Source organism: Rhizobium sp. rho-13.1, assembly GCF_007000305.1.
GTDB lineage: Bacteria > Pseudomonadota > Alphaproteobacteria > Rhizobiales > Rhizobiaceae > Rhizobium > Rhizobium rhododendri.
On sequence record NZ_SCFL01000002.1, the window covers coordinates 518,425 to 543,392 of the forward strand.

16 protein-coding genes and 1 tRNA gene are annotated in these 24,968 nt (G+C 60.9%); 12 read left to right on the forward strand and 5 right to left on the reverse strand.

Annotated elements, in window-relative coordinates; genetic code table 11:
• Positions 1-7: 7 nt before the first annotated feature.
• The 3 genes from zwf to EQW76_RS08980 all read right to left on the reverse strand — a co-directional run bounded on the left by zwf (position 8) and on the right by EQW76_RS08980 (position 4,361).
• Positions 8-1,483 carry a glucose-6-phosphate dehydrogenase gene (zwf, locus tag EQW76_RS08970; RefSeq protein ID WP_142824043.1) on the reverse strand — a complete coding sequence of 492 codons (1,476 nt, stop codon included), beginning with the start codon at positions 1,481-1,483 and terminating at the stop codon, positions 8-10.
• A gap of 127 nt (positions 1,484-1,610) precedes the next feature.
• Complete coding sequence (locus EQW76_RS08975) at positions 1,611-2,909, reverse strand: FAD-binding oxidoreductase (protein ID WP_142824044.1); 1,299 nt, start codon at positions 2,907-2,909, stop codon at positions 1,611-1,613.
• Between the two features lie 15 nt (positions 2,910-2,924).
• Complete coding sequence (locus EQW76_RS08980; RefSeq protein ID WP_142824045.1) at positions 2,925-4,361, reverse strand: glutamine synthetase family protein; 1,437 nt, start codon at positions 4,359-4,361, stop codon at positions 2,925-2,927.
• Between the two features lie 144 nt (positions 4,362-4,505).
• Here EQW76_RS08980 and EQW76_RS08985 point away from each other — a divergent pair, with 144 nt between their 5' ends.
• From EQW76_RS08985 to EQW76_RS09010, 7 genes are all read left to right on the forward strand, one after another.
• Positions 4,506-5,687, forward strand: a complete 1,182-nt coding sequence (locus tag EQW76_RS08985) for an NAD(P)/FAD-dependent oxidoreductase (RefSeq protein WP_142824046.1) — start codon at positions 4,506-4,508, stop codon at positions 5,685-5,687.
• Between the two features lie 150 nt (positions 5,688-5,837).
• A complete protein-coding gene (locus EQW76_RS29340) occupies positions 5,838-5,981 on the forward strand; it encodes a hypothetical protein (protein ID WP_162854766.1) in 144 nt (47 codons plus the stop codon).
• Between the two features lie 315 nt (positions 5,982-6,296).
• A complete protein-coding gene (locus EQW76_RS08990) occupies positions 6,297-8,834 on the forward strand; it encodes a HAMP domain-containing methyl-accepting chemotaxis protein (protein ID WP_142824047.1) in 2,538 nt (845 codons plus the stop codon).
• Between the two features lie 320 nt (positions 8,835-9,154).
• Positions 9,155-10,252: a polyamine ABC transporter substrate-binding protein gene (locus tag EQW76_RS08995; RefSeq protein ID WP_142824048.1), complete on the forward strand. Its 1,098-nt coding sequence runs from the start codon at positions 9,155-9,157 to the stop codon at positions 10,250-10,252.
• A gap of 98 nt (positions 10,253-10,350) precedes the next feature.
• Complete coding sequence (locus EQW76_RS09000) at positions 10,351-11,493, forward strand: ABC transporter ATP-binding protein (RefSeq protein WP_142824049.1); 1,143 nt, start codon at positions 10,351-10,353, stop codon at positions 11,491-11,493.
• Positions 11,494-11,497: 4 nt separating this feature from the next.
• Positions 11,498-12,409, forward strand: a complete 912-nt coding sequence (locus tag EQW76_RS09005) for an ABC transporter permease subunit (RefSeq protein ID WP_142824050.1) — start codon at positions 11,498-11,500, stop codon at positions 12,407-12,409.
• A gap of 3 nt (positions 12,410-12,412) precedes the next feature.
• The gene (locus EQW76_RS09010) at positions 12,413-13,228 is read left to right on the forward strand and encodes an ABC transporter permease subunit (RefSeq protein WP_142824051.1); all 816 of its coding nucleotides are present in this window, start codon (positions 12,413-12,415) and stop codon (positions 13,226-13,228) included.
• Here the strand turns inward: EQW76_RS09010 and EQW76_RS09015 are convergent, their stop codons facing one another.
• Positions 13,229-15,118, reverse strand: coding sequence for an AsmA-like C-terminal region-containing protein (locus EQW76_RS09015; protein WP_142824052.1), 1,890 nt, complete (start codon positions 15,116-15,118; stop codon positions 13,229-13,231).
• A gap of 163 nt (positions 15,119-15,281) precedes the next feature.
• On the opposite strand from EQW76_RS09015, the gene EQW76_RS09020 reads away from it, so the two are divergent.
• Entirely contained in the window at positions 15,282-17,234 is a 1,953-nt protein-coding gene (locus EQW76_RS09020; protein WP_142824053.1) for an acetoacetate--CoA ligase, read from the forward strand.
• Between the two features lie 216 nt (positions 17,235-17,450).
• Here the strand turns inward: EQW76_RS09020 and EQW76_RS09025 are convergent, their stop codons facing one another.
• Positions 17,451-21,446, reverse strand: coding sequence for an ATP-binding protein (locus EQW76_RS09025; protein WP_224128230.1), 3,996 nt, complete (start codon positions 21,444-21,446; stop codon positions 17,451-17,453).
• A gap of 450 nt (positions 21,447-21,896) precedes the next feature.
• Here EQW76_RS09025 and EQW76_RS09030 point away from each other — a divergent pair.
• The 4 genes from EQW76_RS09030 to EQW76_RS09045 all read left to right on the forward strand — a co-directional run bounded on the left by EQW76_RS09030 (position 21,897) and on the right by EQW76_RS09045 (position 24,931).
• Positions 21,897-21,973 (forward strand) — tRNA-His (locus tag EQW76_RS09030).
• Positions 21,974-22,192: 219 nt separating this feature from the next.
• Positions 22,193-22,849, forward strand: a complete 657-nt coding sequence (locus tag EQW76_RS09035) for a response regulator (RefSeq protein ID WP_142824054.1) — start codon at positions 22,193-22,195, stop codon at positions 22,847-22,849.
• Positions 22,846-24,225, forward strand: a complete 1,380-nt coding sequence (locus EQW76_RS09040; RefSeq protein WP_142824055.1) for a HAMP domain-containing sensor histidine kinase — start codon at positions 22,846-22,848, stop codon at positions 24,223-24,225. Before EQW76_RS09035 ends, EQW76_RS09040 begins: the two co-directional genes overlap by 4 nt.
• 85 nt (positions 24,226-24,310) lie before the next feature.
• The gene (locus tag EQW76_RS09045) at positions 24,311-24,931 is read left to right on the forward strand and encodes a glycosyltransferase family 29 protein (protein ID WP_142824056.1); all 621 of its coding nucleotides are present in this window, start codon (positions 24,311-24,313) and stop codon (positions 24,929-24,931) included.
• The last annotated feature ends 37 nt before the right edge of the window (positions 24,932-24,968 follow it).

Genomic DNA, 24,968 nt, shown 5'->3' on the forward strand with positions numbered 1-24,968 from the left:
AGTTGCCTCAGATTTCGTCGTGCCAGGTGCGTCCATCGCGCTCGATCAGCGCGATCGATTGGCTTGGTCCCCAGGTGCCGGATGTGTAGCCCTGAACCTGCTGTCCTGTGGTTTCCCATCCCTTGAGGATAGGATCGACCCACTTCCATGCGGCTTCGACTTCGTCGCGGCGCATGAACAGCGTCTGGTTGTTGCGAATGACGTCCATCAGCAGCCGCTCGTAGGCATCGGCGCTGCGGACATGGAAAGCGTTGGCAAAGCTCATGTCGAGCGAAACGTTGCGCAGGCGCATGCCGCCCGGGCCCGGATCCTTGATCATCAGCGACTGCTTGACGCCTTCGTCAGGCTGCAGGCGGATGATCAGCTGGTTCTGCTGAACGCGGCCGGCAGCGGCGTCGAAGATAACGTGCGGCAAAGATTTGAAGGTGATGATGATTTCCGACATGCGGCCGGCAAGACGCTTGCCGGTGCGGATGTAGAAGGGAACGCCGGCCCAGCGCCAGTTGCCGATCTCGGCTTTGATGGCGACAAAGGTCTCGGTGTTGGAAACGCCGCCTTCCAGCTCGTCAAGGTAGCCCTTGACCGGGCCACCAGCCGAAGCGCCGGCGCGGTACTGTCCGCGCACGGTCGCGTGCTCGACATTGGAGGCGTCGATCGGCTTCAGGGCGCGCAGCACCTTGAGTTTTTCGTCGCGCACCGCTTCCTGGTCCATCGACGACGGAATTTCCATCGCCACCAGGCAGACGAGCTGCATGATGTGGTTCTGCACCATGTCGCGGAGCGCGCCGGCCGTATCGTAGTAGCCGGCACGACCTTCGAGGCCGACCGATTCGGCTACCGTGATCTGCACGTGGTCGATGTGGTTGGCGTTCCACAGCGGCTCATAGAGCGCGTTAGCAAACCGCAGCGCCATCAGGTTCTGGACGGTTTCCTTGCCGAGATAGTGATCGATGCGGAAGATCTGTTCTTCCTTGAACACCTTGCCGATCGTGTCGTTCAGTTCGAGTGCCGAGGCCAGGTCGCGGCCGATCGGCTTTTCGACGACGATGCGCGTCGATTTGGTGATCAGCTTGTGATCGCGAATCTTTTCCGAGATGTCGCCGAAAATGCCCGGCGCAACGGCCAGGTAGAAGGCGCGGACGCGATCCTTGCCGTCGTCGAGCAGCTTCTTCAGCTTGTCCCAGCCGGCATCGGACTTGGCATCGACCGGAATGTAGAAAAGGCGTGCGAGGAATTTTGCGACTTCTTCCTCTTTGTACTCGCCCTTCTTCAAATGCTCCTTGAGAGCGGCCTTCGCAAAGTTTCGGTATTCCTCATCGGAAAGTGCGCTGCGGGATGCGCCGATGATGCGGGTCGGCTCGGTGAACTGGCCTTCGATCTGCCGATGATACAGGGCGGGCAAAAGCTTGCGCTCGGCAAGATCGCCACTGCCACCGAATACGACATAGTCAAAGGGATCGACGGGGATGATTTGGCTGCTCATGAGGTATCTCTCAATCAGACTGGGGTGGCGCCTTTTTAATCTAATCGATTTAAAAAGGCCAGTGTGCGTTGCAAGGAATCTCTACTCTGCTTGTAAAACGAATTGTGATCGGCGCAACGTCAAAAGGTCAAAACCTGTCGCGCAGCGCAAACCACGTCAGTGCGAGGAACAGAAGCGGCGCCCGGAAGCAACCGCCGCCGGGGAAGGCAGGGATGTCGAGCGACCGGAAAAGATCGAGGTCGGTCGAGCCGCCGAGCACCATGTCGGCATAGAGCTTGCCGCAGTAATTTGCCAGCATCACGCCATGGCCTGAATAGCCGCCGATCGAGGTGACGCCGGGCATGACCTCGCGAACGAAAGGTTGCCGCGTCATCGTGATGCCGACCGATCCGCCCCACGCATGGCTGATCTCGATGTCCTTGAGTGCTGGATAGATCTCCGAGATCTGCCGGACGATATGCTGTTTTATGTCGCGCGGATTGTCGGCCGTATAGGCCTCGCGGCCGCCGAACAGCAACCGGCCATCCTTCGACTTGCGGAAATAGCGCACGACGAAGCGCGAATCGGCCACGGCTTCCCCGCCGGGGATGATACCGGGAAACTTGTCGAGCGGCACGGTGGTCCCGATAAACGAACGCAGCGGCATGACGTGGCCAGAGGTCACCGGTTCCAGGTTGCCGATATAGCCGTTGCAGGCGATGAGCACGCGGCTGGCGGTTATAGTTCCAGACGGCGTATCGATCATCGTCTTGCCGCCGGATTGGCGAATGGCGGTGGCCTTGGTCATCTCGAAGATCGAGGCACCTGCGGCCTGCGCCACGCGGGCGAGCCCGATCAGCAGCTTCAACGGGTGGATATGGCCGGTGCCTGTATCGCGTACGCCACAGAAATAGCGTGTCGATCCGAGCCTCTCCTGCGTTTCCGCCTGGTCCATGAACTTCATGTGCGGATAATCGTAGCGCGTGGCGGCGATCTCGGCATTCTCGATATAGGCCTGCCGATATCCCTTCTTGTGGGCAACATTCATCTGGCCCGGCATGTAGTCGATGTCTATGCCGTTTTCCTTGGCGAAATCGAGAAGGCTGTGCTTGGCGCGCTCGGCAAGATCGAACAGCGCCTTGGAGCGCTCGTAGCCGAGCGTCTCCTCCAGCTCTTCCGGCCACCAGCGCTGGCCCGTGCCAAGCTGGCCGCCGTTACGCCCCGAAGCGCCATCGCCAAACCGCTCTGCCTCGATCAGCACGACGTCGACGCCTGCCTTGGCAAGATTATAGGCGGCCTGCAGCCCGGTATAACCGCCGCCGACGATGGCGACGTCGGCCGTGCGCGAACCGTCCAGAGCAGGATAGGTCGGCCTTTCGCCGGATGTCGCCTGGTACCAGGAAAGGCCGGGGGCGATGGGGCTTTGCCACGTATCGGATAATGCCATCAGCAGTGTCTCGTCTTAAACGTTGAGCAGCAGGAACTCACGCTCCCACGGGCTGATCACCTGCATGAAGGTCTCGAATTCGCCGCGCTTGACGCCCGCGTAGAGCCCGATGAACTCGCGGCCGAACACTTCCTCGAATGCCGGTTCGTCTTCCAGAAGGGCAATGGCCTCCAGCAGGCCGCGCGGAAGGTCGATCGATCCCTCGTTGGCCGAATCCTCGGTCGGTGCCGTCGGTTCGATCTCGCGGGTGATCCCGAGCAGGCCGGAGGCGAGCGATGCCGCCAGCGCCAGATAGGGATTGGCATCGGAACTTGGAAGCCGGTTCTCGACGCGACGGGCCTGCGGGTCCGAGACAGGAACTCGGAAGGCGGTGGTGCGGTTATCGTAGCCCCAGGCGTTGTTCACCGGGCAGGACATGTTCGGCATCAGCCGGCGATAGGAATTGACGTAGGGCGCCAGCATCGACAGCGCGCTCGGCACGTATTTCTGCATGCCGCCGATGAAGTGGAAGAACGCCTGCGATGGCGAGCCGTCTTCGTTGGAGAAGACGTTGCGGCCGGTCTCGATGTTGACGATCGACTGGTGGATATGCATCGCCGAGCCCGGCTGCGCCTGCATCGGCTTGGCCATGAAGGTGGCGTAGATATTGTGCTTCAGCGCCGCTTCGCGGATCGTCCGCTTGAACATGAAGACCTGGTCGGCGAGTTCGATCGGGTCGCCATGACGAAGGTTGATTTCCAGCTGCGCCGGACCTTCCTCGTGGATCAGCGTGTCGATCTCGAGGCCCTGCTTTTCGGAGAAGTGGTAGATATCGTCGATTAACTCGTCGAATTCGTTGATGCCGGCGATCGAATATCCCTGGCCGGCGAGGATCGTCCGTCCGGAACGGCCCTTTGGTGGATGCAGCGGATAGTCGGGGTCGTCGTTCTTGGCCACGAGGTAGAACTCGATTTCGGGCGCCACCACCGCTTTCCAGCCACGCGCCTGGTAGAGCGCCATCACCCGCTTCAAAAGGTTACGCGGCGTATAGGACACCTGCTGGCCGTCGGAGTCGACGATGTCGCAGATCACCTGGGCCGTCGGGTCGCTTTCCCACGGAACCACTGACAGCGTCGAAAGGTCAGGTACGAGCTTGAGGTCGCTATCGCGCGGCTCATAGCGAAAGCTCTCGGTCTCCTCCGGATATTCGCCCGAGATCGTGTGGCGGTAGATGGCCGAGGGCAGGGCCAGCGAGGTATTCGACGTGAACTTCGATGCCGGCATCATCTTGCCGCGCGGCACGCCGGCAAGGTCAGGGGTGATGCATTCGATATCCTCGATGCCGCGCACCCTCAGCCATTGGACCGCTTCCTTCCAGTCGGACACTCCACGAGCCGACCGCAAGCTCGGCGGAACGCTCTTCGATTTGGATACGGGCTTGGCGGGTTTAAGCAGGCTCTTTTTGGATGGCATGAAACACCGGGTTCGCATTGATCTAGGGCGACATCATAACGGCAGTTTGCTAATTGGCGAGTGACAACCTGCCGTGTTTTCCGCAAATGACAAGTCGGAGGCCGGCTCCAAAGCCTCAAGGTGGCATGCGAGAAGGAATTTAGCGTGGATCGCAAATGTGATGTCGTCATTATCGGCGCAGGCGCTGCCGGCATGATGTGCGCCATCCGCGCCGGCCAGCGTGGACGCTCGGTGATTGTGCTCGACCATGCCGCTGCACCCGGCGAGAAAATCCGAATCTCCGGGGGCGGGCGTTGTAATTTCACCAATATCCACACGACGCCGAAGAACTTCCTCTCCGCCAATCCGCATTTCGCCAAGTCCGCCCTGGCGCGTTTCACGCCGCAGGATTTTGTCGCCATGGTCGATCGCCATCGCATCGCCTGGCATGAAAAGACGCTCGGCCAGCTGTTTTGCGACGACAGCGCCAAGGATATCGTCCGGATGCTGATGGAGGAGATGCGCGACGCGGGTGTCATGCTGAAGCTGAAGACGACCGTATCGGATGTCGCACCTTCGGGCGGTGGCTTTGTCATCTCGACCGACGAAGACACGATAGAAGCAGCGTCGCTGGTCATTGCCACCGGCGGCAAGTCTATCCCCAAAATGGGAGCGACAGGCTTTGCCTACAGGATCGCCGAGCAATTCGGGCTGCCGCTGATCGAGACACGCCCCGGTCTGGTGCCGCTGACGCTCGATCCGTCGCTTCTGGAGCGCCTGGCACCTCTTTCCGGTATCGCAGCGCCTGCCGAGATCCGCTGCGGCAAGACCGGCTTTCGCGAGGCGCTGCTGTTCACGCACCGCGGCCTCAGTGGCCCGGCTGTCCTCCAGGCCTCTTCCTACTGGCGCGAGGGCGAGGAGATCACACTCGTTATCGAGCCCGAGATCGACGTTCTCGCAAAGCTGAAGGCTGCGCGACAGGCAAACGGCCGCATCGCGGCGCAGACCGCACTCGCCGAATTCCTGCCGAAACGCCTGGCGCAGTACGTTGCCGAAGCGGAGGGTTTCACCGGCAATCTCGCCGACCAGCCCGACAAGCAGTTGCAGCGACTGGCCGCGGCAGTCCAGGATTGGAAGATCAAGCCCGCCGGCTCGGAAGGATACCGCACGGCAGAGGTGACACTCGGCGGCGTCGATACCAAGGCGCTCGATTCGCGCACCATGCAGGCAAAGGATGTGCCGGGACTGTTCTTCATCGGCGAATGCGTCGATGTTACCGGCTGGCTCGGCGGCTACAATTTCCAGTGGGCCTGGGCTTCGGGCCACGTGGCTGGCGAAGCGGCGTAAGCTTAATTAGCTGCGAAGCACATTCAAGACTTGTTAACAGCCGTGCTGCATGATGTACTTTACCGCTGTTGAAGGTCTGCCCAATATTAGTGGTTGCAGGCTGGCCGCATCAGCGGTTATCGTGTCAGTGTCGAAATGGGATACGTGCTCATGAACAAGACATCGCGTCGCGCTCGCGCAATCGCCATCGCTGAAACCAAGGACAGTGCCAAGCTGTTCGCTGTCCGCTTCGCGATGCTCGCGACCGGTGCGACGGCTGCCTGTATCGCCTACATGGTTTCCCGCGCCATCTAACGGGATTCATTAAAGACTTCGTCGTCGTCCCTGTGACACCGCGTTCTCCAGCTGTGCCCGGCTTTGACCTACGCATCTCCCGCTGTCAAAAGAGTTTCTTTCAAACTTAGCGTACTAACCTTCTTTATCCGAATATTAACGGGTTTTCGGCAGTATTCGCCTTACAAAGGGGCGTTTCTCCGGCAAGCAGAAACGACGCAATGATTGCCTCCCGCCACCACGCGGGACCCCGCATGTTATCTAAAAATTCAGGGGATACACCCAGTCAGCGCCGCCGCGCCGACGGAGCGGTTGTGTATGGAAGGCAAGGCCCGAATGTTGATTGATAAAGTTCTGTCGCGTTTCAAGATCAAGACGAAAGTTCTCCTCTTCGTATTGCCATTCGTGATCAGCATCTCGGCCGTTGGCTTGACCGGTCTCTACGCCTCAGGACTGTTGCAGGGACGCATGGAGATTTCCAACAGCGTGCTGCAGTCGCTGACGGGCTTCAAGAACCTCTACGCTTCCATGGACGATTTCCTGCGCATTACCAACGAGCAGGCGCGCGACAAGCTGTATGCCGACGTCAAGTCGCAGCAGGCAGTGCTCGCAGCGACGCTCGACCAGGTCGGCGTGGGCGCACAGGGGCATGAAGAACTGGCCGATGCGACGACGAGGACTGCCGATATCGGCAACGTCGTCGGCAGCCTCTGGACCCTGCATGATCAGGAACTTAATTTCCGCAAGTCGATAGACGATGCGCAGCGCGTGCTGATCGGCACCCGCTTCAACGTCAATTTCCAGGCCCAGCAGTTGCAGGACGCGATGCGCAGCGACGAGGCCGATGCCACCGCGACGCTTCGGTCCGCAGACCGCCTGCTGAAGGGCGGCGATGCCCTGGCAAGTGTGACCGATGATTTCGGCAAGGGCGCCACGCCGGCCGACAAGCTGAAGATCGTCAAGGATCGCTTGCCGGATATCGCCAAGGCGCAGCGCTCGATCGAGTTAGCCATTCCGCCGAACCAGAAGAGCATGGTGACGTCGCTCGCGGGCACGATCAAGGACCTGACGACCTTGGTCAACGGCGTCGACGCCGCTGCCGCCACGGATCAGACCGTGACCGATGTCGGCCGGCTGCTCTCCCGCTTCCGCCAGATGTCGACCTACACGCAGCTTGCCGCGACCCAGATGATGCGCAAGGCGACAACCACCTTCGTCGAGATCGACACCCGCATCGTCCAGACCAATTCCGTTCTGGAAGACATCCGTCGTCTTGAAGCGTCGATCTATTCGCTGCAGCTCGTGCTCGGCGAATTCCTCGCCAACACCAGCAAGGACAACCTCGTTCGTCTCCGCCAGGAAATCGCCAAACTCGGCACGGACATGAACACGCTCGACCAGAGCGCCAAGGGCATGGACTTTGCCGCAGACCTCGACACGGCGATCGTTCCGGTTCTGACCTCCATGGACAGCGATGGCGGCAAGCTGGTCGACATCATCGACCAGCGTATCGCGGAATATGCCAATGCCCGCCAGCAGCTCGACCAGATCTGGGGAAAGCTGACGACGTTTGCCCAGACGCAGAAGCAGAGCGCCGGCGCCGAACGCGAGCAGGCAAACTCCATCTCGGTGCTTGCAACGGTCCTCGGCATCATCCTGTCGATTGCCGGCGGCATCGCCCTGGTGCTGACGCTGCAGCGGCCGATCGGCCAGATTACCGCTGCCATGCGCCGCATCGCCGATGGCCGGCTTGAAACCGCCATCTCGGGCGAACAGCGGCATGATGAAATCGGCGACATCGCCCGTGCTCTTGGCATCTTCAAGGAAAATGCCATCGCCAAGATCCGCATCGAGGAGCAGAGCGACGAAGAACGTGCTGCTGCCGAACACGAGCGGCAGCGCAACGACGCCGAAAAGCGCGAGCTCGACCGCCAGATCGACTTCGCGGTTAACGCCCTCGCGGGTGGTCTGGATCGCCTGGCCCAGGGGGATATCTCCACCACTATCGAAACGCCGTTCATCGGTCGCCTCGAACAGCTCCGCCGCGACTTCAACGCCTCGATGCTTCGCCTGCAGCAGACCCTCAGCCAGGTTCGCGACAATGTGGAACTGATCCAGAACAACGGCAACCAGATGGCGGCCTCCGCCGAAGACCTGTCGAAGCGCACCGAGCAGCAGGCAGCCTCGCTCGAGGAAACAGCAGCGGCCGTCGAGGAGATCACGGTCACCGTGCGCTCGTCTGCCGACCGCGCCAAGGATGCCGATGTCATCGTGCGCGAGGCCAAGCGCAGTGCCGACGATAGCTCCGTTGTCGTCAACAATGCCATCGACGCGATGTTGCGCATCGAGGATGCCTCCACCGAAATCGGCAAGATCATCGGCGTCATCGACGAGATCGCCTTCCAGACCAACCTCCTCGCTCTCAATGCAGGCATCGAGGCGGCCCGCGCCGGAGAGGCTGGCAAGGGCTTCGCAGTCGTCGCCATGGAGGTTCGCGAGTTGGCTCAGCGTTCCGCCGCAGCCGCACAGGAGATCAAGACGCTGATCAACAAGTCGACCCGCGAGGTCACCGCCGGTTCGCAGTTCGTACAGCAGACCGGGACCGTCCTGTCGCAGATCAGCAGCCAGATCGTCACCATAAGCCAGCACGTCGAGATGATCGCCCGTGCCAGCCACGACCAGTCGAATGCCCTGCAGTCAGTCAATTCGACGGTCAACCAGATGGACCAGATGACCCAGCAGAACGCGGCGATGGTCGAGGAGACCTCTGCTGCCAGCCGCGAACTGGCGACCGAGGCGGACTCGCTGATGCACCTCATCCAGCAGTTCAAGATCGAGGCCGAAAACGAACGCGGCTACCACCGCGCGGCCTGATCAGGGATTCCATCAACAGCAATCGGAACGACCGGGAAATGTTTCCCGGTCGTTTTTCGTTGACGGTCCTCCTTCACGGCTCGCCCTCGATCCCAATGGTGGCGGCAGGCCGCAGCAACGCGATCTTGCCAGCTCCGCCCAGCAGCCTGCCGCGTTCTGCCAATCGTCGCCGAAAAGCGGCACGCTGTGCTGGCGCTGCGAAAAAGCCCAGTTCGACTGACGGTTTCCCCCTTGTGGCCTTCTGAAATCCTTTCTAGTCTGACCAGAAAAACAGAGGGTTGGGTGTTGTCGCGATGCCCGTGAACGGAACAGGAGAGAAAATGAAAGCCATTATCGCACGCCTGGCTGCCACAGCTCTTGCGGTGGTCGGCCTGGTTGCCTCGGCGCAGGCTGCCGACCGTGTCGTCAATGTCTACAACTGGTCGGACTATATCGACGATTCCATTCTAGCCGACTTCACCAAGGAAACCGGCATCAAGGTCGTCTACGACGTCTATGATTCGAACGAGACGCTGGAGGCCAAGCTTCTGGCCGGCGGCACCGGATACGACGTGGTGGTGCCGACAGCGACCTTCCTGCAGCGCCAGATCGCTGCCGGCGTCTACCAGAAACTCGACAAGTCCAAGATCCCCAACCTCTCCAACATGTGGTCTGAAATCACCGATCGCGCCCAGAAGTACGATCCGGGCAACGACTATGCCGTCGACTATATGTGGGGCACCACCGGGATCGGCTACAACATCGACAAGATGAAGGCCATCCTCGGCACCGATGAACGGCCGAACTGGGATGTGCTCTTGAAGCCGGAAATGGCCGCCAAGTTTAAGGATTGCGGTATCTACATGCTGGATTCGCCGTCCGATGTGCTGCCCTCGGTGCTGGCCTATCTTGGCCTCAATCCGGACAGCCGCGATCCGGCCGAGCTGAAAAAGGCGCAGGACGTTCTGACGGCCGTCCGCCCCTATATTCGCAAATTCGATTCGTCCAACTACATCAGCGCTCTGGCCCAAGGCGACATCTGCCTGGTGCTCGGCTATTCCGGCGATATCTTCCAGGCTCGCAGCCGGGCGGAAGAAGCCAAGAACAATGTCAAGATCGGCTACTCGATCCCGTCTCAGGGTGCCCAGATGTGGTTCGACATGATGGCTATCCCCAAGGATGCCCCGCATGTGGCCGAGGCGCATGAGTTCATCAACTACATCATGAAGCCCGAGGTCATCGCCAAGGCATCGAACTTCGTCTTCTACGCCAACGGCAACAAGGCCTCGCAGGCTTTCGTCGACAAGGCGATCCTCAGCGATCCAGTTATCTACCCGCCGGACGACATGATGAAGAAGCTGTTCACCACGACGCCCTACGACAACAAGATACAGAAAACCGTGACCCGGTTGTGGACCACGGTCGTCACCGGTCAGTAGCAGAGCGAATACCGGCCCGGGCCCCTAAAGTCCGGGCTTTTTTATGCTGCGGCGCCCGTGGGGACGTCGACAATGCATCGCATCATTCGGGGATCATGATGAAGTCTCTCGGCAACATCCGCCGCTCTTTCGCGCCATGGACGGATCCTGCGGCCAAACCGTTCATCTCGGTGCGCAATGTCACCAAGAAATTCGGTGACTTCACAGCCGTCGACAATCTCTCGCTGGATATCTACCATCGCGAATTCTTCGCTCTTCTCGGCGCCTCCGGCTGCGGCAAGTCGACGCTCCTGCGCATGCTCGCCGGCTTCGAGCAGCCGACCTCGGGTGAAATCATCCTCGATGGCCAGGATCTTGCCGGCACGCCGCCCTATCGGCGACCGGTCAACATGATGTTCCAGTCCTACGCGCTTTTCCCGCACATGACGGTCGAGAAGAACATCGCTTTCGGCCTGCGCCAGGATGGCATGAGCAAGGCCGAGATCGCAGAGCGCGTCGCGCAGATGTTGAAGATGGTGAAGCTCGAGCAGTTCGCCACCCGCAAGCCCAACCAGCTGTCCGGCGGCCAGCGCCAGCGCGTCGCCCTGGCGCGTTCGCTCGCCAAGCAGCCGAAGGTGCTGCTGCTCGATGAGCCTCTCGGCGCGCTGGACAAGAAGCTGCGCGAGGAAACCCAGTTCGAGTTGATGGACCTGCAGCAGAGCCTCGGACTCATCTTCGTCGTCGTTACCCACGACCAGGAAGAAGCGATGACGATGGCAGATCGCATCGCCGTCATGAGCCACGGCAAGGTGGCGCAGGTAGCAACACCTGCGGAAATCTACGAGGCGCCGAATTCCCGTTTCGTTGCCGGCTTCATCGGAGACGTCAATATTCTGGACGGCAATGTCGTGTCCGCGAAGCCGGGCTTCGCCGAGATCGCAGTCGACAACGCCTTCACGCTGCGCACGGCGACATCAGATGCACCCGCCGTCGGCAGCCGCGCCGGCTTTGCCATCCGTCCCGAAAAGCTCCGCGTCACCCGCAACCCGCCGGCCAATGCCGGTGTCAATGCCGCAGAGGGTGAAATCTGGGACATCGCGTATCTCGGCGACATGACCGTGTTCCACGTCAAATTGCAGGGCGGCCAGGTCGTCAAGGCGTCTTCGCTCAACGCGGTGCGCTCCGTCGACGACCCCTTCGGCTACGACCAGCAGGTATGGGTCTCCTTCGATGAAAATGCCGGCGTGCTGTTGAAGGATTGAGATCATGGGAACGTTCGGTTCAGCGCTCTACCGCCGCCTTGTGATCATCATCCCCTATCTGTGGCTGCTGATCTTCTTCCTGGCACCGTTCTTCATCGTCTTCCGCATGTCGCTGTCGACCTCGGCGACCGCGATGCCGCCTTACACACCCGTCTTCTCGACGTCGAACGGCCTCAGCGGCTTCATCGATAACCTCCGCCAGCTTTCCTTCGACAACTACGTCTGGCTGACCGGCGATCCCCTCTATTTCAAATCCTATGTCTCGAGCGTCACGATAGCCGCCATCTCGACATTGCTGACGCTGCTGATCGCCTATCCGCTGGCCTATGGCATGGCACAGGCGCCGCGCACGATCCGGCCGACCCTTTTGATGCTGGTGATCCTGCCATTCTGGACGAGTTTCCTGATCCGCGTCTACGCCTGGATCGCCATTCTGAAGCCGGAGGGCCTGCTGAACCAGGTGCTGCTCTATCTCGGTGTCATCCACGAGCCCCTGATCATCCTCAACACCAACACCGCCGTCTATATCGGCATCGTCTACTCCTACCTGCCGTTTATGGTGCTGCCGCTCTACTCCGCGCTCGAAAAGATGGATCACACGCTGATCGAGGCGGCGCAGGATCTCGGCTGCCCGCCGATCACGGCTTTCTGGCGCGTGACCTTTCCGCTGTCGTTGCCGGGCGTCATTGCCGGCTGCATGCTGGTCTTCATTCCGGCCGTCGGCGAGTTCGTCATTCCCGACCTGCTCGGCGGATCGCAGACGCTGATGATCGGCAAGACGCTCTGGAACGAGTTCAACGCCAACCGCGACTGGCCGGTGTCCTCGGCGGTTGCGACCATCCTTCTCCTCATCCTCGTCGTACCGATCGTGTTCTTCCAGAATATCCAGGCGAAAGCCGACGAGCAGGGGAGATAGACGATGGTCAAATGGTCCCGCTTCAACATCGTCTCGGTCACCCTCGGTTTTGCCTTCCTCTACTTGCCGATAACGCTACTGGTCATCTTCTCGTTCAACGAGTCCAAGCTGGTAACGATCTGGACCGGCTTCTCGGTCAAATGGTATGTCCAGCTGATGCACAATCAGGCGCTACTGGACGCGGCCTGGGTCACGGTGCGGGTCGGCCTGTTGTCGGCGACGCTGGCAACCGTGCTCGGTACGCTCGCCGCCTTCACACTTGTCCGCTACACCCGTTTTCGCGGCCGGATGCTTTTTTCCGGCATGGTTTACGCGCCGCTGGTCATGCCGGATGTCATCACCGGCCTGTCGCTGCTGCTGCTGTTTGTCGCCATCGACTTCGATCGCGGGTTCTGGACGATCACGCTTGCCCACACGACGCTAACCATGTGTTTTGTCGCCGTAGTCGTGCAGTCGCGGCTGATGAGCTTCGACCAGTCGATCGAGGAGGCGGCGCTCGATCTCGGCGCCACCCCGCTGCGCACATTCCTGGAGATAACCCTGCCGATCATTTCGCCGGCTGTGTTCTCAGGCTGGATCCTGGCGTTTACGCTGTCGCTCGACGACCTCGTCATTGCAAGCTTCACCTCCGGCCCCGGGGCCACCACGCTGCCGATGAAGATCTACAGCCAGGTGCGGTTGGGCGTCACGCCGGAGATCAACGCCGTTTGCACCATCCTGATCGCCATCGTGGCGATTGGCGTGATTTGCGCCTCTGTTGTCACGAAAAGACGGGAAATCCAGCGCCAGCGCGACGAGCATGCTGCCAACGCGCTGTGATTAGGGCTGCGTTGCCTTTTGCTGAACCGGAGATACCGGCGAGACGATCGCGTCCGGCCATGTGCCGCCGATAAAGAATGGCAGCACCGGCAGGTCGGCTCCCTCCGCCGCATTGGTCGCATCCAGCACACCGGATAAGGCTAGCGAGTTGGTGCGGAACGGCACGATGCCGGAAAGCGACAAAGTCTCGTTTCGCCCAACGATCCTGGCGTTCTGCACATCGACCGAGCCCTTGGCAAAGCTTGCGTCGAGATCGATGGTCTGGAAATCGAACGTCGAGTCTGCGACGTCGCTGAGGCGGAAGAATTTCTTCTGGGCGGCAAGGGCACGGAATGTCGAGACATTGAACTGGCGGAAGGCACCGGCCTTCGACCAGTAGCGCAGCTTGCCGGCGACGTCGCCGAGATTGGCGGCCCAGATCGGCTTGTTGGTCATCAGCGACAGGTCGAGCGAGCCATTGGCCAGCGGCAGCGGCCCCTGCAGGTTAAGGCGGGTGATGAGGCTGGCAAAATCTGCATCGCGGATCGAAATCTGCAACTTGCCGCCGCCATCGAAGTTGCGCTCGGTGACTTCGAGATGGGCGGTCAGGTCTCCGCCTTCAAAGCCACTGTCGCCGATGTCGAACTTGGCCGTGCCGCCGGCCACCAGCAATCCTGCGCCGATGTTGTCGAAATTGAAGGGCCCGAGTGACGCGCTTTTTGCCGACAGGCGCAGATCGAGGTCCAGCCTCTGCAGCGGATTGCCGTTCAGCAGCGTGTCGATAGCCGTGCTGGCGGCAAGTCGCATCGAAAAGGCGGCGAGGAACGGATTGAGGTTCATCTTGTCGAAGGCAAGCGTGCCTGAAATCTTCGGCTTCCCGGTACTGGTATAGCCATAATCCATGACGCCGGAAGCGGCGGCGTCGTTGAGCACGAAGTTCAGGTTGTTAAAGCGAATGCCGTCCGTGACTGTCAAGACATCGGCATTCATCGACAGGTTCTTGAGTGTAGCGCTGCCGGGCAGGCGCTCGCCGCTCCAGGCGAGGAAGGACGGCATGTCGGGAATGGCGAGGTCCAGATTTCCGGACAGCGCTGAAAAATCGGACATGTTGGTAATGCCGGTAAAGGTTCCGCGGATCAGCGGCGAGGAGAACGTCGTCTTGGCATCGACATTCTTGCCGGCAAACAGCAGCAGCGGCTGTTCCGAGAAGAAATCGACCTTGATGTCCTGGCCGTTGAGGCGGGCAAGCAGCACGGCGCTCATCGGCTTCGACAGTCGTGGCCACGAAATATCGGCATTGACCCCGTCGAGCCTGAAGAGCCTGCCGGTCTTGTCGTCGGTCAGTTCGACCACGCCATCCTCGACCGTGACGCCGCCGATCTTGGCGTCCTGCGATTTGGTGATCACGGTGCTGCCGGTCGGGGATCTCTCGACCCGGTCGATGGCCTTGCCGAGCAGTCCGGCATTGGTCCAGTCGATCAGCCCGGTATCGTCGCGGCGCACGTAGACGACCGGCCGCAGGAAGTGGAATTCGTGGAAATCGGCCTTTCCGCGCAGGGCGGCCAGCAGCGAGAAGTCGGCGGACAGGCTGTCGACATGACCGAGCACCTTGCCACCGGCAGTGCGCTCGCGGATCGTCACCTGGTTCAGCGTGACGCGCGGCGTCGGCCAGAAGTCGATCGCCGGGGATCCCTCGATCTCGGCGCGATAGCCGGTCCAGCGCGACAGAGCTTCCTCTATCCCGGAGCGCACCAGGCCGCTGGAAATGAGAAAGGGTGCCGTGGCTCTAAACACGACGGAAACGATGATGATGGTGAGAACGACGATGCCGGTCGTGCGCGCGACGGCTGGAAGCCAGCGTTTCATCGACCGCAAGGCGGGCCGCCACCTCTTGTTACCTGACGCCGTCATGTTGATGCAGAAACTTTCAAACCGTTGCGCATGATTTCGCCTGCGTTTGGCGGATATAGGAAATGCCGATCATATGCAAACGTCGCATCCTGACACGCCGCCAACCTCTGATATTAATATTGCTGCGCGGCGTGGTAGAGAGCGTCGAGCGGGAGGGATAGGAATGCAGGACGAGCAGCCGTTATGGTCTTTGTCTGAGGTGGAGCGCCGGAAGACGCCGATGTTCGCGTTCATGCAGCATTGCAATGCGCAGCATGGGCTTTCCCTCGATGATTTCGAAAGCCTGCATGCCTGGTCGATTGTTGATCGCGAAGGCTTCTGGACCGCCGTCTGGGAGTTTTGCGGCATCAAGGGCACCAGAGGTTCGCGGGCTCTAGTCGATGGTGACAACATGCTGGACGCGCGTTTCTTCCCAGACGCGGAACTGAATTTTGCCGAGAACCTTCTCACCAGAAGCGGTCCTGGGGATGCACTGATCTTTCGCGGCGAGGACAAGGTCAGTTCACGCTGGTCCTGGGACCGGCTACGCGCCGAAGTGTCGCGTCTGCAGCAGGCCTATCGTGCAATCGGCATCGGCAAGGGGGATCGCATCGCGGCAATGATGCCGAATATGCCGGAGACCATTGCCTGCATGCTGGCCGCAGCATCCATCGGCGCAATCTGGTCGTCCTGTTCGCCTGACTTCGGCGAGCAGGGCGTCATGGACCGTTTCGGCCAGATCGAACCGAAGCTGTTCATCGCCTGCAGCGGCTACTGGTACAATGGCAAGCTCCAGGATGTCGCCGACAAGATCCGCGCCGTGACGCAGCGCCTCGGTGTCGCCTCTGTCATCATCCCCTATGCCGGGGATGCGGATGCCGTGGCGGCCATGACGCCTGATGCCACGACGCTCGATGCCTTCCTCAAGGCGTTCACGCCGAAGCCTGTCGAATACGAGGCATTGCCCTTCGCCCACCCGCTGTTCATCCTGTTTTCGTCGGGCACCACGGGCGTGCCGAAATGTATCGTCCACTCGGCGGGTGGCACGCTGCTGCAATTGGTCAAGGAGCATCGCCTGCACTGCGGTGTCATGCCCGACGACAGGATTTTCTATTTCACCACCTGCGGCTGGATGATGTGGAACTGGTTAGCGGTCGGCCTTGCCGCCGGCGCGACGCTTTGCCTCTACGACGGTTCACCCTTCGCGCCCGATGGAAACATCTTGTTCGATTATGCCGCAGACGAGAAATTTGCCATTTTCGGCACCTCGGCGAAATATATAGATGCGGTGCGCAAAAGCGGCCTGCGGCCAACGAACTCACACGACCTGTCTCGCCTGCGGCTTATTGCCTCCACCGGTTCGCCGTTGTCGCCAGAGGGTTTTTCCTTCGTCTACGAAGGCATCAAGGCCGATGTCCAGCTGGCATCGATCTCCGGCGGAACGGATATCGTCTCCTGCTTCGTGCTTGGCAATCCGCTGCAGCCCGTCTGGCGCGGCGAAATACAGGGCCCGGGGCTGGGACTGGCCGTCGACGTCTGGAACGAGGATGGCCACCCGGTGCGGCTGGAAAAGGGCGAACTTGTCTGCACCAAAGCCTTTCCGTCGATGCCGATCATGTTCTGGAACGATCCCGACCGCCTCAAGTACCGGGCCGCCTATTTCGAGCGCTTCGACAACGTCTGGTGCCATGGCGATTTCGCCGAATGGACCCGGCATGGCGGCCTCGTCATTCACGGCCGATCCGACGCGACCCTCAATCCCGGCGGCGTCCGCATCGGCACTGCGGAGATCTACAATCAGGTCGAGCAAATGCCCGAGGTGGTGGAAGCGATCTGCATCGGCCAGGATTGGGAGGATGACGTGCGGGTCGTGCTGTTCGTCAAACTGGCCACCGGCATCACGCTTACCCAGGATCTCGCCACCGCGATCAAGGCTCGCATTCGAACCGGTGCCACGCCGCGCCATGTGCCGGCGAAAATTGTTGCCGTCGCCGATATCCCCCGTACCAAATCCGGAAAGATCGTCGAACTCGCGGTGCGCGAAGTGGTGCATGGCCGGACAGTGCGCAACAAGGAAGCGCTCGCCAATCCGGAGTGCCTGGCACAATTCGCTGATCTCGAGGCATTGAAAAATTAACCGAACGCAAATGCGCAATAGTCACAGGTGAGAGATTGCCGGTCTTTTTAAGATTGTGTTAGGAGATAGCGATCAAGCTACCCTCAGTTGCGCGGCGTCTAATATTCACTCCGCGCACGGCCCGACCATGGAGAACTTCCAGATCTGCGGGTCTCTATCTCCAATCAACAGCATGACTTAGGGCGGCCCTCGGCCGCCCTTTTTTAATGCATCGGCCTAATCGGCAAGAACGCGCGGCGAGGGGAAGGTGACTTCCACCAGAGTGCCTTCGTTGGGAGCGGAGTGGATGGAAAACAGCGCCCTGTTGGCATCCACCATCGCCTTGGTCAGCGGCAAGCCGAGACCGGTGCCGTCGCCGCGCTGGCGCGAGTTTGTTGCCACCTGGCGAAACGGCTTCATTGCCTGTTCCAGTTCCGTGCGCGTCATGCCGACGCCGGTGTCGCGAATGCGAAGCACGACGCTGCCATTGCCCTCGTAGGACGTTGAAACGACGATCTGGCCGCCGGATGGCGTGAAGCGGATGGCGTTGGAAAGGATATTCAGGGCGATCTGCTTGATCGACCTCAGATCGGCAACGACATTCGGCACCGACTGCGAAAGCCCGGTGCGGATGATCACGCGCTGTCCGTTGGCCTGCGGCTGGACGATCGATACGGCTTCGGCGATCGCCTCGTTGAGGCCGACGGCGCCGAACTCGAGTTCCATCTCGCCGGCTTCGATCTTCGAGATGTCGAGAAGATCGTTGACGATATCGAGCACATGGCGACCGGAGCGTCCGATGTCGCCGGCATATTCGACATAGCGCGCATGGCCCATCGGCCCGAGCCGCTCGCTCGCCATCATGTCGGAAAAGCCGATGATGGCATTGAGTGGCGTGCGGATCTCGTGGCTGACGCGGGCAAGAAAGTCGCTTTTGTGGGCGTTGGCCGTTTCAGCCGCGCGCTTGGCATTGCGCAGGTCTTCCTCCGTGCGCTTCCACTGGGTTATATCGCGGATCACGGCGCAGTAGCCGTTCGACGAGGTCAGTACGCCCATGGTCATGAACAGCGGCACGAACCCGCCGGATGCCTCGCGACCGATGACCTCGCGTCCGTCGTTCAAAACGCTGGCCACGCCGTTGCCGGTGAGCCCGCTCAGATAATCGAGCACGGCCTTCTGGCTCTCATGGGCAAACAGCATGACGAAGGGTTTGCCGCGCGTCTCCTGCTCATCATAGTTGAACAGCGCGCTGGCCGAGCGATTCATCGACCTTATATCGCCTTCCGGCCCGATGATGGCGACGCCATCTGTCGCGGTCTCGAGGATCGATTGCAGTTCCTCCACCTCGACCTGCAGCTTGGCAACCTTTTCCAGCATGCGTTCCGGACGGGGCTCTTCGCGGCTGTCGATCCGCGTCGACAACAGCGCCTCGCCATCCTTCTCGACAGGCATCAGCGCCAACATCAATGCGCTGGCATCTTCCCAGCGGATGGATTGCAGCCGGGCAGTGACCGGCACCAGCGCGTCGTCGGCTCTGACCACCATCATCACGCCGGAGCGTTCTGTCTTGTCCTGCAAATCCTCCCGCTGCAGCAGCGCATCGATGCCGCCAACCCCTTCCAGCTCCGCCAGCGAGGTATAGCCCGTTAGCCGCATGAACTCGGGATTGGCGTGGATCAGCGTGTCGCCGGCATGGACGAGGACCGCGACGGGCAGCTGATCGACCACAGCAGCCGACAGCCCGTCGGTCATTTTCACGCGCGGCGGAATGGCCGTGTTGAGAACATCGAGCGCGTTGAATTCGTCGCCGCCTTCACGTCCCTCCACAGCATCGGCAGGTTCGGGCGTGTCGGAGCCTTCTATATCGTCGTTAGCCGCCAGCAGCGGCGTCGGATAAAACGCATCGAGCTCTGCCGCAGGCGCTTCCGGCTGCTCGCTCTCGTCATCTGTCGGATCGGCAGGGGCGGCATCCGTCGGTTCTTCGCCACGCTTGCCGAACGGCTCGAGCTGCTTGGCGATCTCGCGGAAGGCAGCCTGCTCTGCCAGCGACAGGCCGTCAGTCAGGTTCTGCCGCCGTTCATGCAGCTGGATGATCTTGTCGGAAAGCCTGCGGGCCGGCGTCTCTGATATCTTCAGGGCGGGCGGTTCGACGTGGAACGGCAGCTCCGGCTCGTTGGGTTCGAATATCCGCTCGGACGGTCCATCCAGCGGCTCGACGCTATCAGGCACATGCTCCGCCTCGACGGCGGACGTTTCGTTCTCATCAGTGCTCTCGTCGAAAACCACCGGATCTGCGACCGTGGCTTTCTCATCCGGATGCTCCGGGTGCAATGCATCAGCCGCTTCGTTGCCTGACGCGGTGTCATCGATGGCTGGCAACCCCAGGGTCAGCCCGGTCCGCAGCGGGTCCTCCGTCGCGTCCGACAGGCGGACGACGCCAAAGCCTCTGAAGCCGTCGAACTCACGGCTGCGCGTATAGGTCGGCAGAGCCGCAAGATCGACAGGAACCGTCAGGCTCGTTCCCTCGACCGGCCAATGGATGGTCCGCCCCGACCATGTGTCGCGACGGGCAAGCAACTCGGCGATCTTGCCATCGGGATCTAGGTGGAACAGCGTCGCGATATCGGCAAAGGCGACGCCTGCGAGAGCCTTTGCATGAGGCCCGACAGCCTCGGCGAATTCCCGCGAAATCTCGCTGAAATGGCCCTCTGCATCGATCTTCCAGACGAAGCGCGTCGCACGTCCCTGCCGATTGAAAACGAAATGCTGCGGCTGATCGGTCTCGGGTGCTGCAGCCGCAACGGCGTCCGCTACGGTTGCGGGCTGGGCGATATCGACCGATGCGGCTGGTGCTGCTTCCTGTTCGGACGCAGCCGGCTCCCGTGGCTCGATCTCCGCATTGGCAGTGAGGGGTTGATCTTCACTCGGCTCCCGATCCGGCACTTCCCGCTCAACGCTTGCGTCATCCGTCGAAGCACCCTCGGTGTCGTCCGCTGACAGCTCTATGTCAGGCGAAAGTTCCGAGCCCCGCTCGGGTGATGCATCGGTCGAATCCTCGACATGCGTTTCCGCATCCTCATTCGTCAGGGCCGCAGTCTGCTCGTCCTCGGCAATCTCGTGATCGGCGTCGTCCTCGTCGCCATCGTCCTGCACGGCAGGTGTCGCCGGTTGCTCGGGCTCCTCGACGGCGTTGGGATCGCTTTGTTCGATGGCGGCAATTTCTTCCGGTTCGTCTTCGACATCTTCGATCTCGGCAAGAGCATCGATCGCCGCCGAGAACTCCCGTGTACCGGGGTCTAACTGATTGGTTGGTTCGTCGGCGCTCGAAGATGGGATGGCGGCGTCGGTTCCAGCTTCTTCCGAGACGCTCTCGACGTCGCCACGATCTTCATGAACATCGGCAGGCGCTTCTGCGGCGGTAGTCGCCCTAACAGCAGCTGGCTCGATATGGGCGGAGCCATCATCGGCGACGGCTGCCGTCGTTTCGGCCTCTGCCACCGGCGTTGCCAAGGTTTCGGCCGCCGCTGGCACCACTGCCGAAACGGTTTCAACGGGATCGAGATGGCCGATGACCATTTCGACGACAAACAGCAGATTGAGGGCTGGTGTATCCGACAGGAGGCCGATGGCGGCGGGTAGGTAGCCCTGGCCGGTCCGGATCGGCCTTTTGATCAGTCGCTCCGGCTGGCCACCGGCCATTGTCACCAGCATGCCCGCAGTTTCCGTCGTGATCCCGAGGGCTGCGAAACCGGGCGAGGCGGCGATGATCTCGCCGTCGCGGCCGATGACGGCGATATGGGTGTCGGGATCGTCGAACCCGTCGAGCATCCGCTGCGCACGCTCGGTGGTCTCCAGCGGTTTTGCGGAAACCGGGCAGGAAAACAGGATTGCGTCTTCGCCGGCCGGGGTGCGGATCTTCTCGACTGCCGCATTGGCAACAACACGCTGGAACCCTGCCGCTATCCGGATCAGGAAGCTGCGAGTATCGCCGACGGCGACCAGCTGGTGCGCAGTGGCTGCAATCTGGCGGAAGGATACGTCACCGGGCCGGGCGCCCTGGTCGAGAAAATCATAGATGGCCGCATAGCCGAAAAGGTCGGCGCCGGCGCCGTTTGCCCACAGCACCCGGTCGAGTTCGACCGAGAACAGCGCCATCGCTTCGCCGCGCGCAAACCGGTCGCGGATGCTCGGATGAACGGCAATGTCGATGAACGGATACTGTACTGCCGGCATTGTCCAACCTGATGTTCGAGCCGAGGCCTTCTCGCATTAACGTTTTGTTAATATAGGTGACGCTCCGTCCGGTCCAGCAAGTGCCAATGCTTTCGCCAGAAAGGGTTAATGGACGGCCCCGATATGCCGCCGCAAGCTCTCCGCAATGCCGAAGACACGGCATACCCGCTTCATGACATCACTATCGGCGTTGCTACCTTATCCACAGCCGGCCGATTTTCAATCGCCCCCGATGCGTCATCCACGGCCTTGAGGCCCCATTGGCGCCCAATCCGGCAACGAATATGCGCGCGGAACAAAAAGAGGTTCTTTCAAGCACGACCGCAGCTACATCGTGCCGCCGGGCCAGAGCCGGGGCCCATAGGCATTTTTCTCAATTCGCCGAGATAGGGCTTGAAAAAAAACTGAACTCCCAGTATTTCACCCGAGTTGCGTCCAGACGCGGCATGTGCGGTTGTAGCTCAGTTGGTTAGAGCGCAGGTTTGTGGATCCTGAGGTCGGTGGTTCGATTCCACCCAACCGTACCATTATTTCCATTTTCTTTATGACGCTTCGTTTAGTCAATGGACGGACGCCCGTAGTGGGTTGATGCCTGATCATACGGCGCAATACCCAACTACCAAAAAAACCTCACAAACCACGCTTTGCCTGCTGGCGTTGACGCTATTCGGTCTTAAACTGGGCGCAGATGCGGATTGGGGATGTTGGCGTCTCCAGTCCAGTTTTCAAGCCCGGTGAAGGTTTTCATGCGTATCCTGCTTATCGAGGACGACCATATCCTTGGCTCATCGTTGAAGAAGGCCATGGAGAAGCATGCCTATGGCATCGACTGGCTGCGGGACGGCGAGGCGGGGCTTGCGGCGGCCGAGTCGTCGGAGTTTGCAGCCATCGTGCTGGACCTCAACCTGCCGAAGCTGAATGGCATCGGCGTCCTCAAGGCGTTGCGCAAGCAGGGGAACGATGTGCCCGTCCTGCTGCTGACCGCGCTCGACAGCGTTCTCCAGAAGGTCGACGGCCTCGACCAGGGCGCGGACGACTACATGGTCAAGCCTTTCGATCTCGACGAGCTGCTGGCCCGTTTGCGCGCCCTGATCCGCCGCCGCGAGGGGCGCGTCGAGACGACAATCCGGTGTGGCGAGGTCGAGGTCGATCCCGCCGCAATGGTGGCCCGCCGCAACGGGCAGTCGGTGCCGCTGACGGCCAAGGAATTCCATCTGCTCAAGCTGCTGATGGAACGCAGCGGCCGCTACGTCACGAAGAACGATATCGAGTATGCGCTCTACGACGCCCAGAACGCTGTGGAGAGCAACACCACCGAGGTGACGATCTACAATCTGCGCAAGAAGCTGGGATCGGAATTCATCAAGTCGATCCGCGGTGTCGGATACATGATCGAGCGATGACCCGGGCAACGCTCACCAGCAAACTCTATCTGCGCATCATTCCGGTCATCGTCATTGCCATCAGCGTGATCGGATTGCTGGCGTTCAAGAGCGCCCGGCACGAAATCGACAATATTTATGATGCCCAGCTGATCAACGAGGCCAATGTCCTGTGGGGATTGCTGCAACGGCCGCTGTTGCGCCAGACGGACGATCCGCCCCGCAGGATCGACGATATCGACTTCAAGATGGACAACCAGCTGTCCTTCAATCAGGACGCCGACGACTACGCCGACGCGCATATGGTTCGCGCCTGGAAAGACGGGAAAATCCAGGTTTTCAGCAGCACCGCCTTCCAGGCCGACATGCCCGAGCAGAAGGCCGGATTTCATACGATAAATTACAAGGGCGAGCGCTGGCGGGTGTATGCCTTGCCCATTCCCAATACGACGATTGCCATGGAGGTCGGCGAGAAGATCGCGCTGCGCGACAGGCTGATATCGAATATCCTGCGCAACCTGGTGTTTCCGCTCTTTGTTCTGCTGCCGATCATCGCCTTCCTGATCTGGCTCGGCATCAACCGGGGGCTTGCCCCGATGAGCGACTTCGTTCGGCAGATCCGCCTGCGCTCGCCCGACGACCTCTCGGCCATCCCCGTCGAGGGCTTGCCGCTGGACCTGATGCCGCTCGGCACCTCGATCAATCAACTACTCGACAAGCTAGGCCACTCGCTCACCCTGGAGCGGCGGTTTTCGGATCTCGTGGCGCATGAGTTGCGCACACCGCAGGCAGGCGTCAAGCTGCTGCTGCAGATGCTGCGTGACACGGAGGCGGGTCGTGAGAGGGATGCGATCGTCGCGGATCTGGTCGAAAGCAACAATCGGGCGATGCACCTGATCGAACAGCTTCTGCGACTGGCGCGGGTCAGCCATCACCCGCTCAAGCTCGATGCGGTTCCGCTCTACCACCTTGTGGCGTCCATCGCGGCCGGTTTCGGCAGCCGCATCACCGCCAAGCGGCTCGACCTTTCCCTGCAGGGCAGCGAAGACGCCGAGGTGCTGACGGACGAATCCCTGCTGCAGCTGATGATCAGCAACCTGCTCGACAATGCGCTGAAATATACGCCGGAGGATGGTAAGGTCGAGGTGACGATCATGCCGGATGGCGAGGCATGGCTGCTGTCCATCGACGACACCGGTCCAGGCATCCCGGCAGACCAGAGGTCGGCGGTTTTCCAGCGGTTTTACAGGGTGGACTCACCGCAGGAGCAGGGATCGGGACTGGGTCTGGCGATCGTGGCAGACGTGGCGACCCGCCTGGCTGTCACCATCGATCTGTCGACGCCCAGCTGGGGATACGGCCTCAGCGTCCGTGTCCGCCTGCCCGCACCTGCGTGAACAGCCTCCGAGCAGCTGCAGCCATCAGTTTCATATCATCGACGCTTGCTAGTCACGCGCGCTCTTGCAAACTGGAAACCAGACGTTGTCGCGCAAAACGGCCATCATCGTCGGCAACGGAGAATTGCCGGCCGACCTCTCGCCTGTCGTCGATGCGGCCGATTTCGTCTTGCGCTTCAACGAGCCGAAACTCTCCATCGGCATGAGCGGAACGAGGACCGACCTCTTGATGCTGGCGACGTCCAGCAAGCCGATGCAGCGGCGCCTCCGCGATTCGGCCTTCTATACCAGTCCGACATTCCAGGCGGCTAAGACCGTCCTGCTGGTCTATCATCCTGCGATCCTGCGCACCTATCATCCGAAGCCAAATATATTGTCGTGGCTGAAGGGCCGCAGGTCTGACTGGACGCAGCAGACGATCGAGCGCGTCGGGTCGGCTGGAAAAGAGATCCGCATCATGCCGCCGCAGTTCTACAAGGCCGGGTGCACAGAGCTTGGCCTGTCCGAGGCCGACATGCATCGGATATTCCCGAGCACCGGCTTTTTCGGACTTTACCATTGTCTGCAGCAGTTTCCCGCCGACCGGTGGGACATAAAGCTCTGCGGTTTCAGCTGGGAGGGATGGAAGCGCCACAGCTGGGACGGCGAGCGGAGTTGGGTGGCAAACCACGTTGCCGAAGGCCGGCTCACGCTGATCGGCCCTTGATCGCCGACGAGGTTGCCGCCGCTCTTCAGTTTGGCTT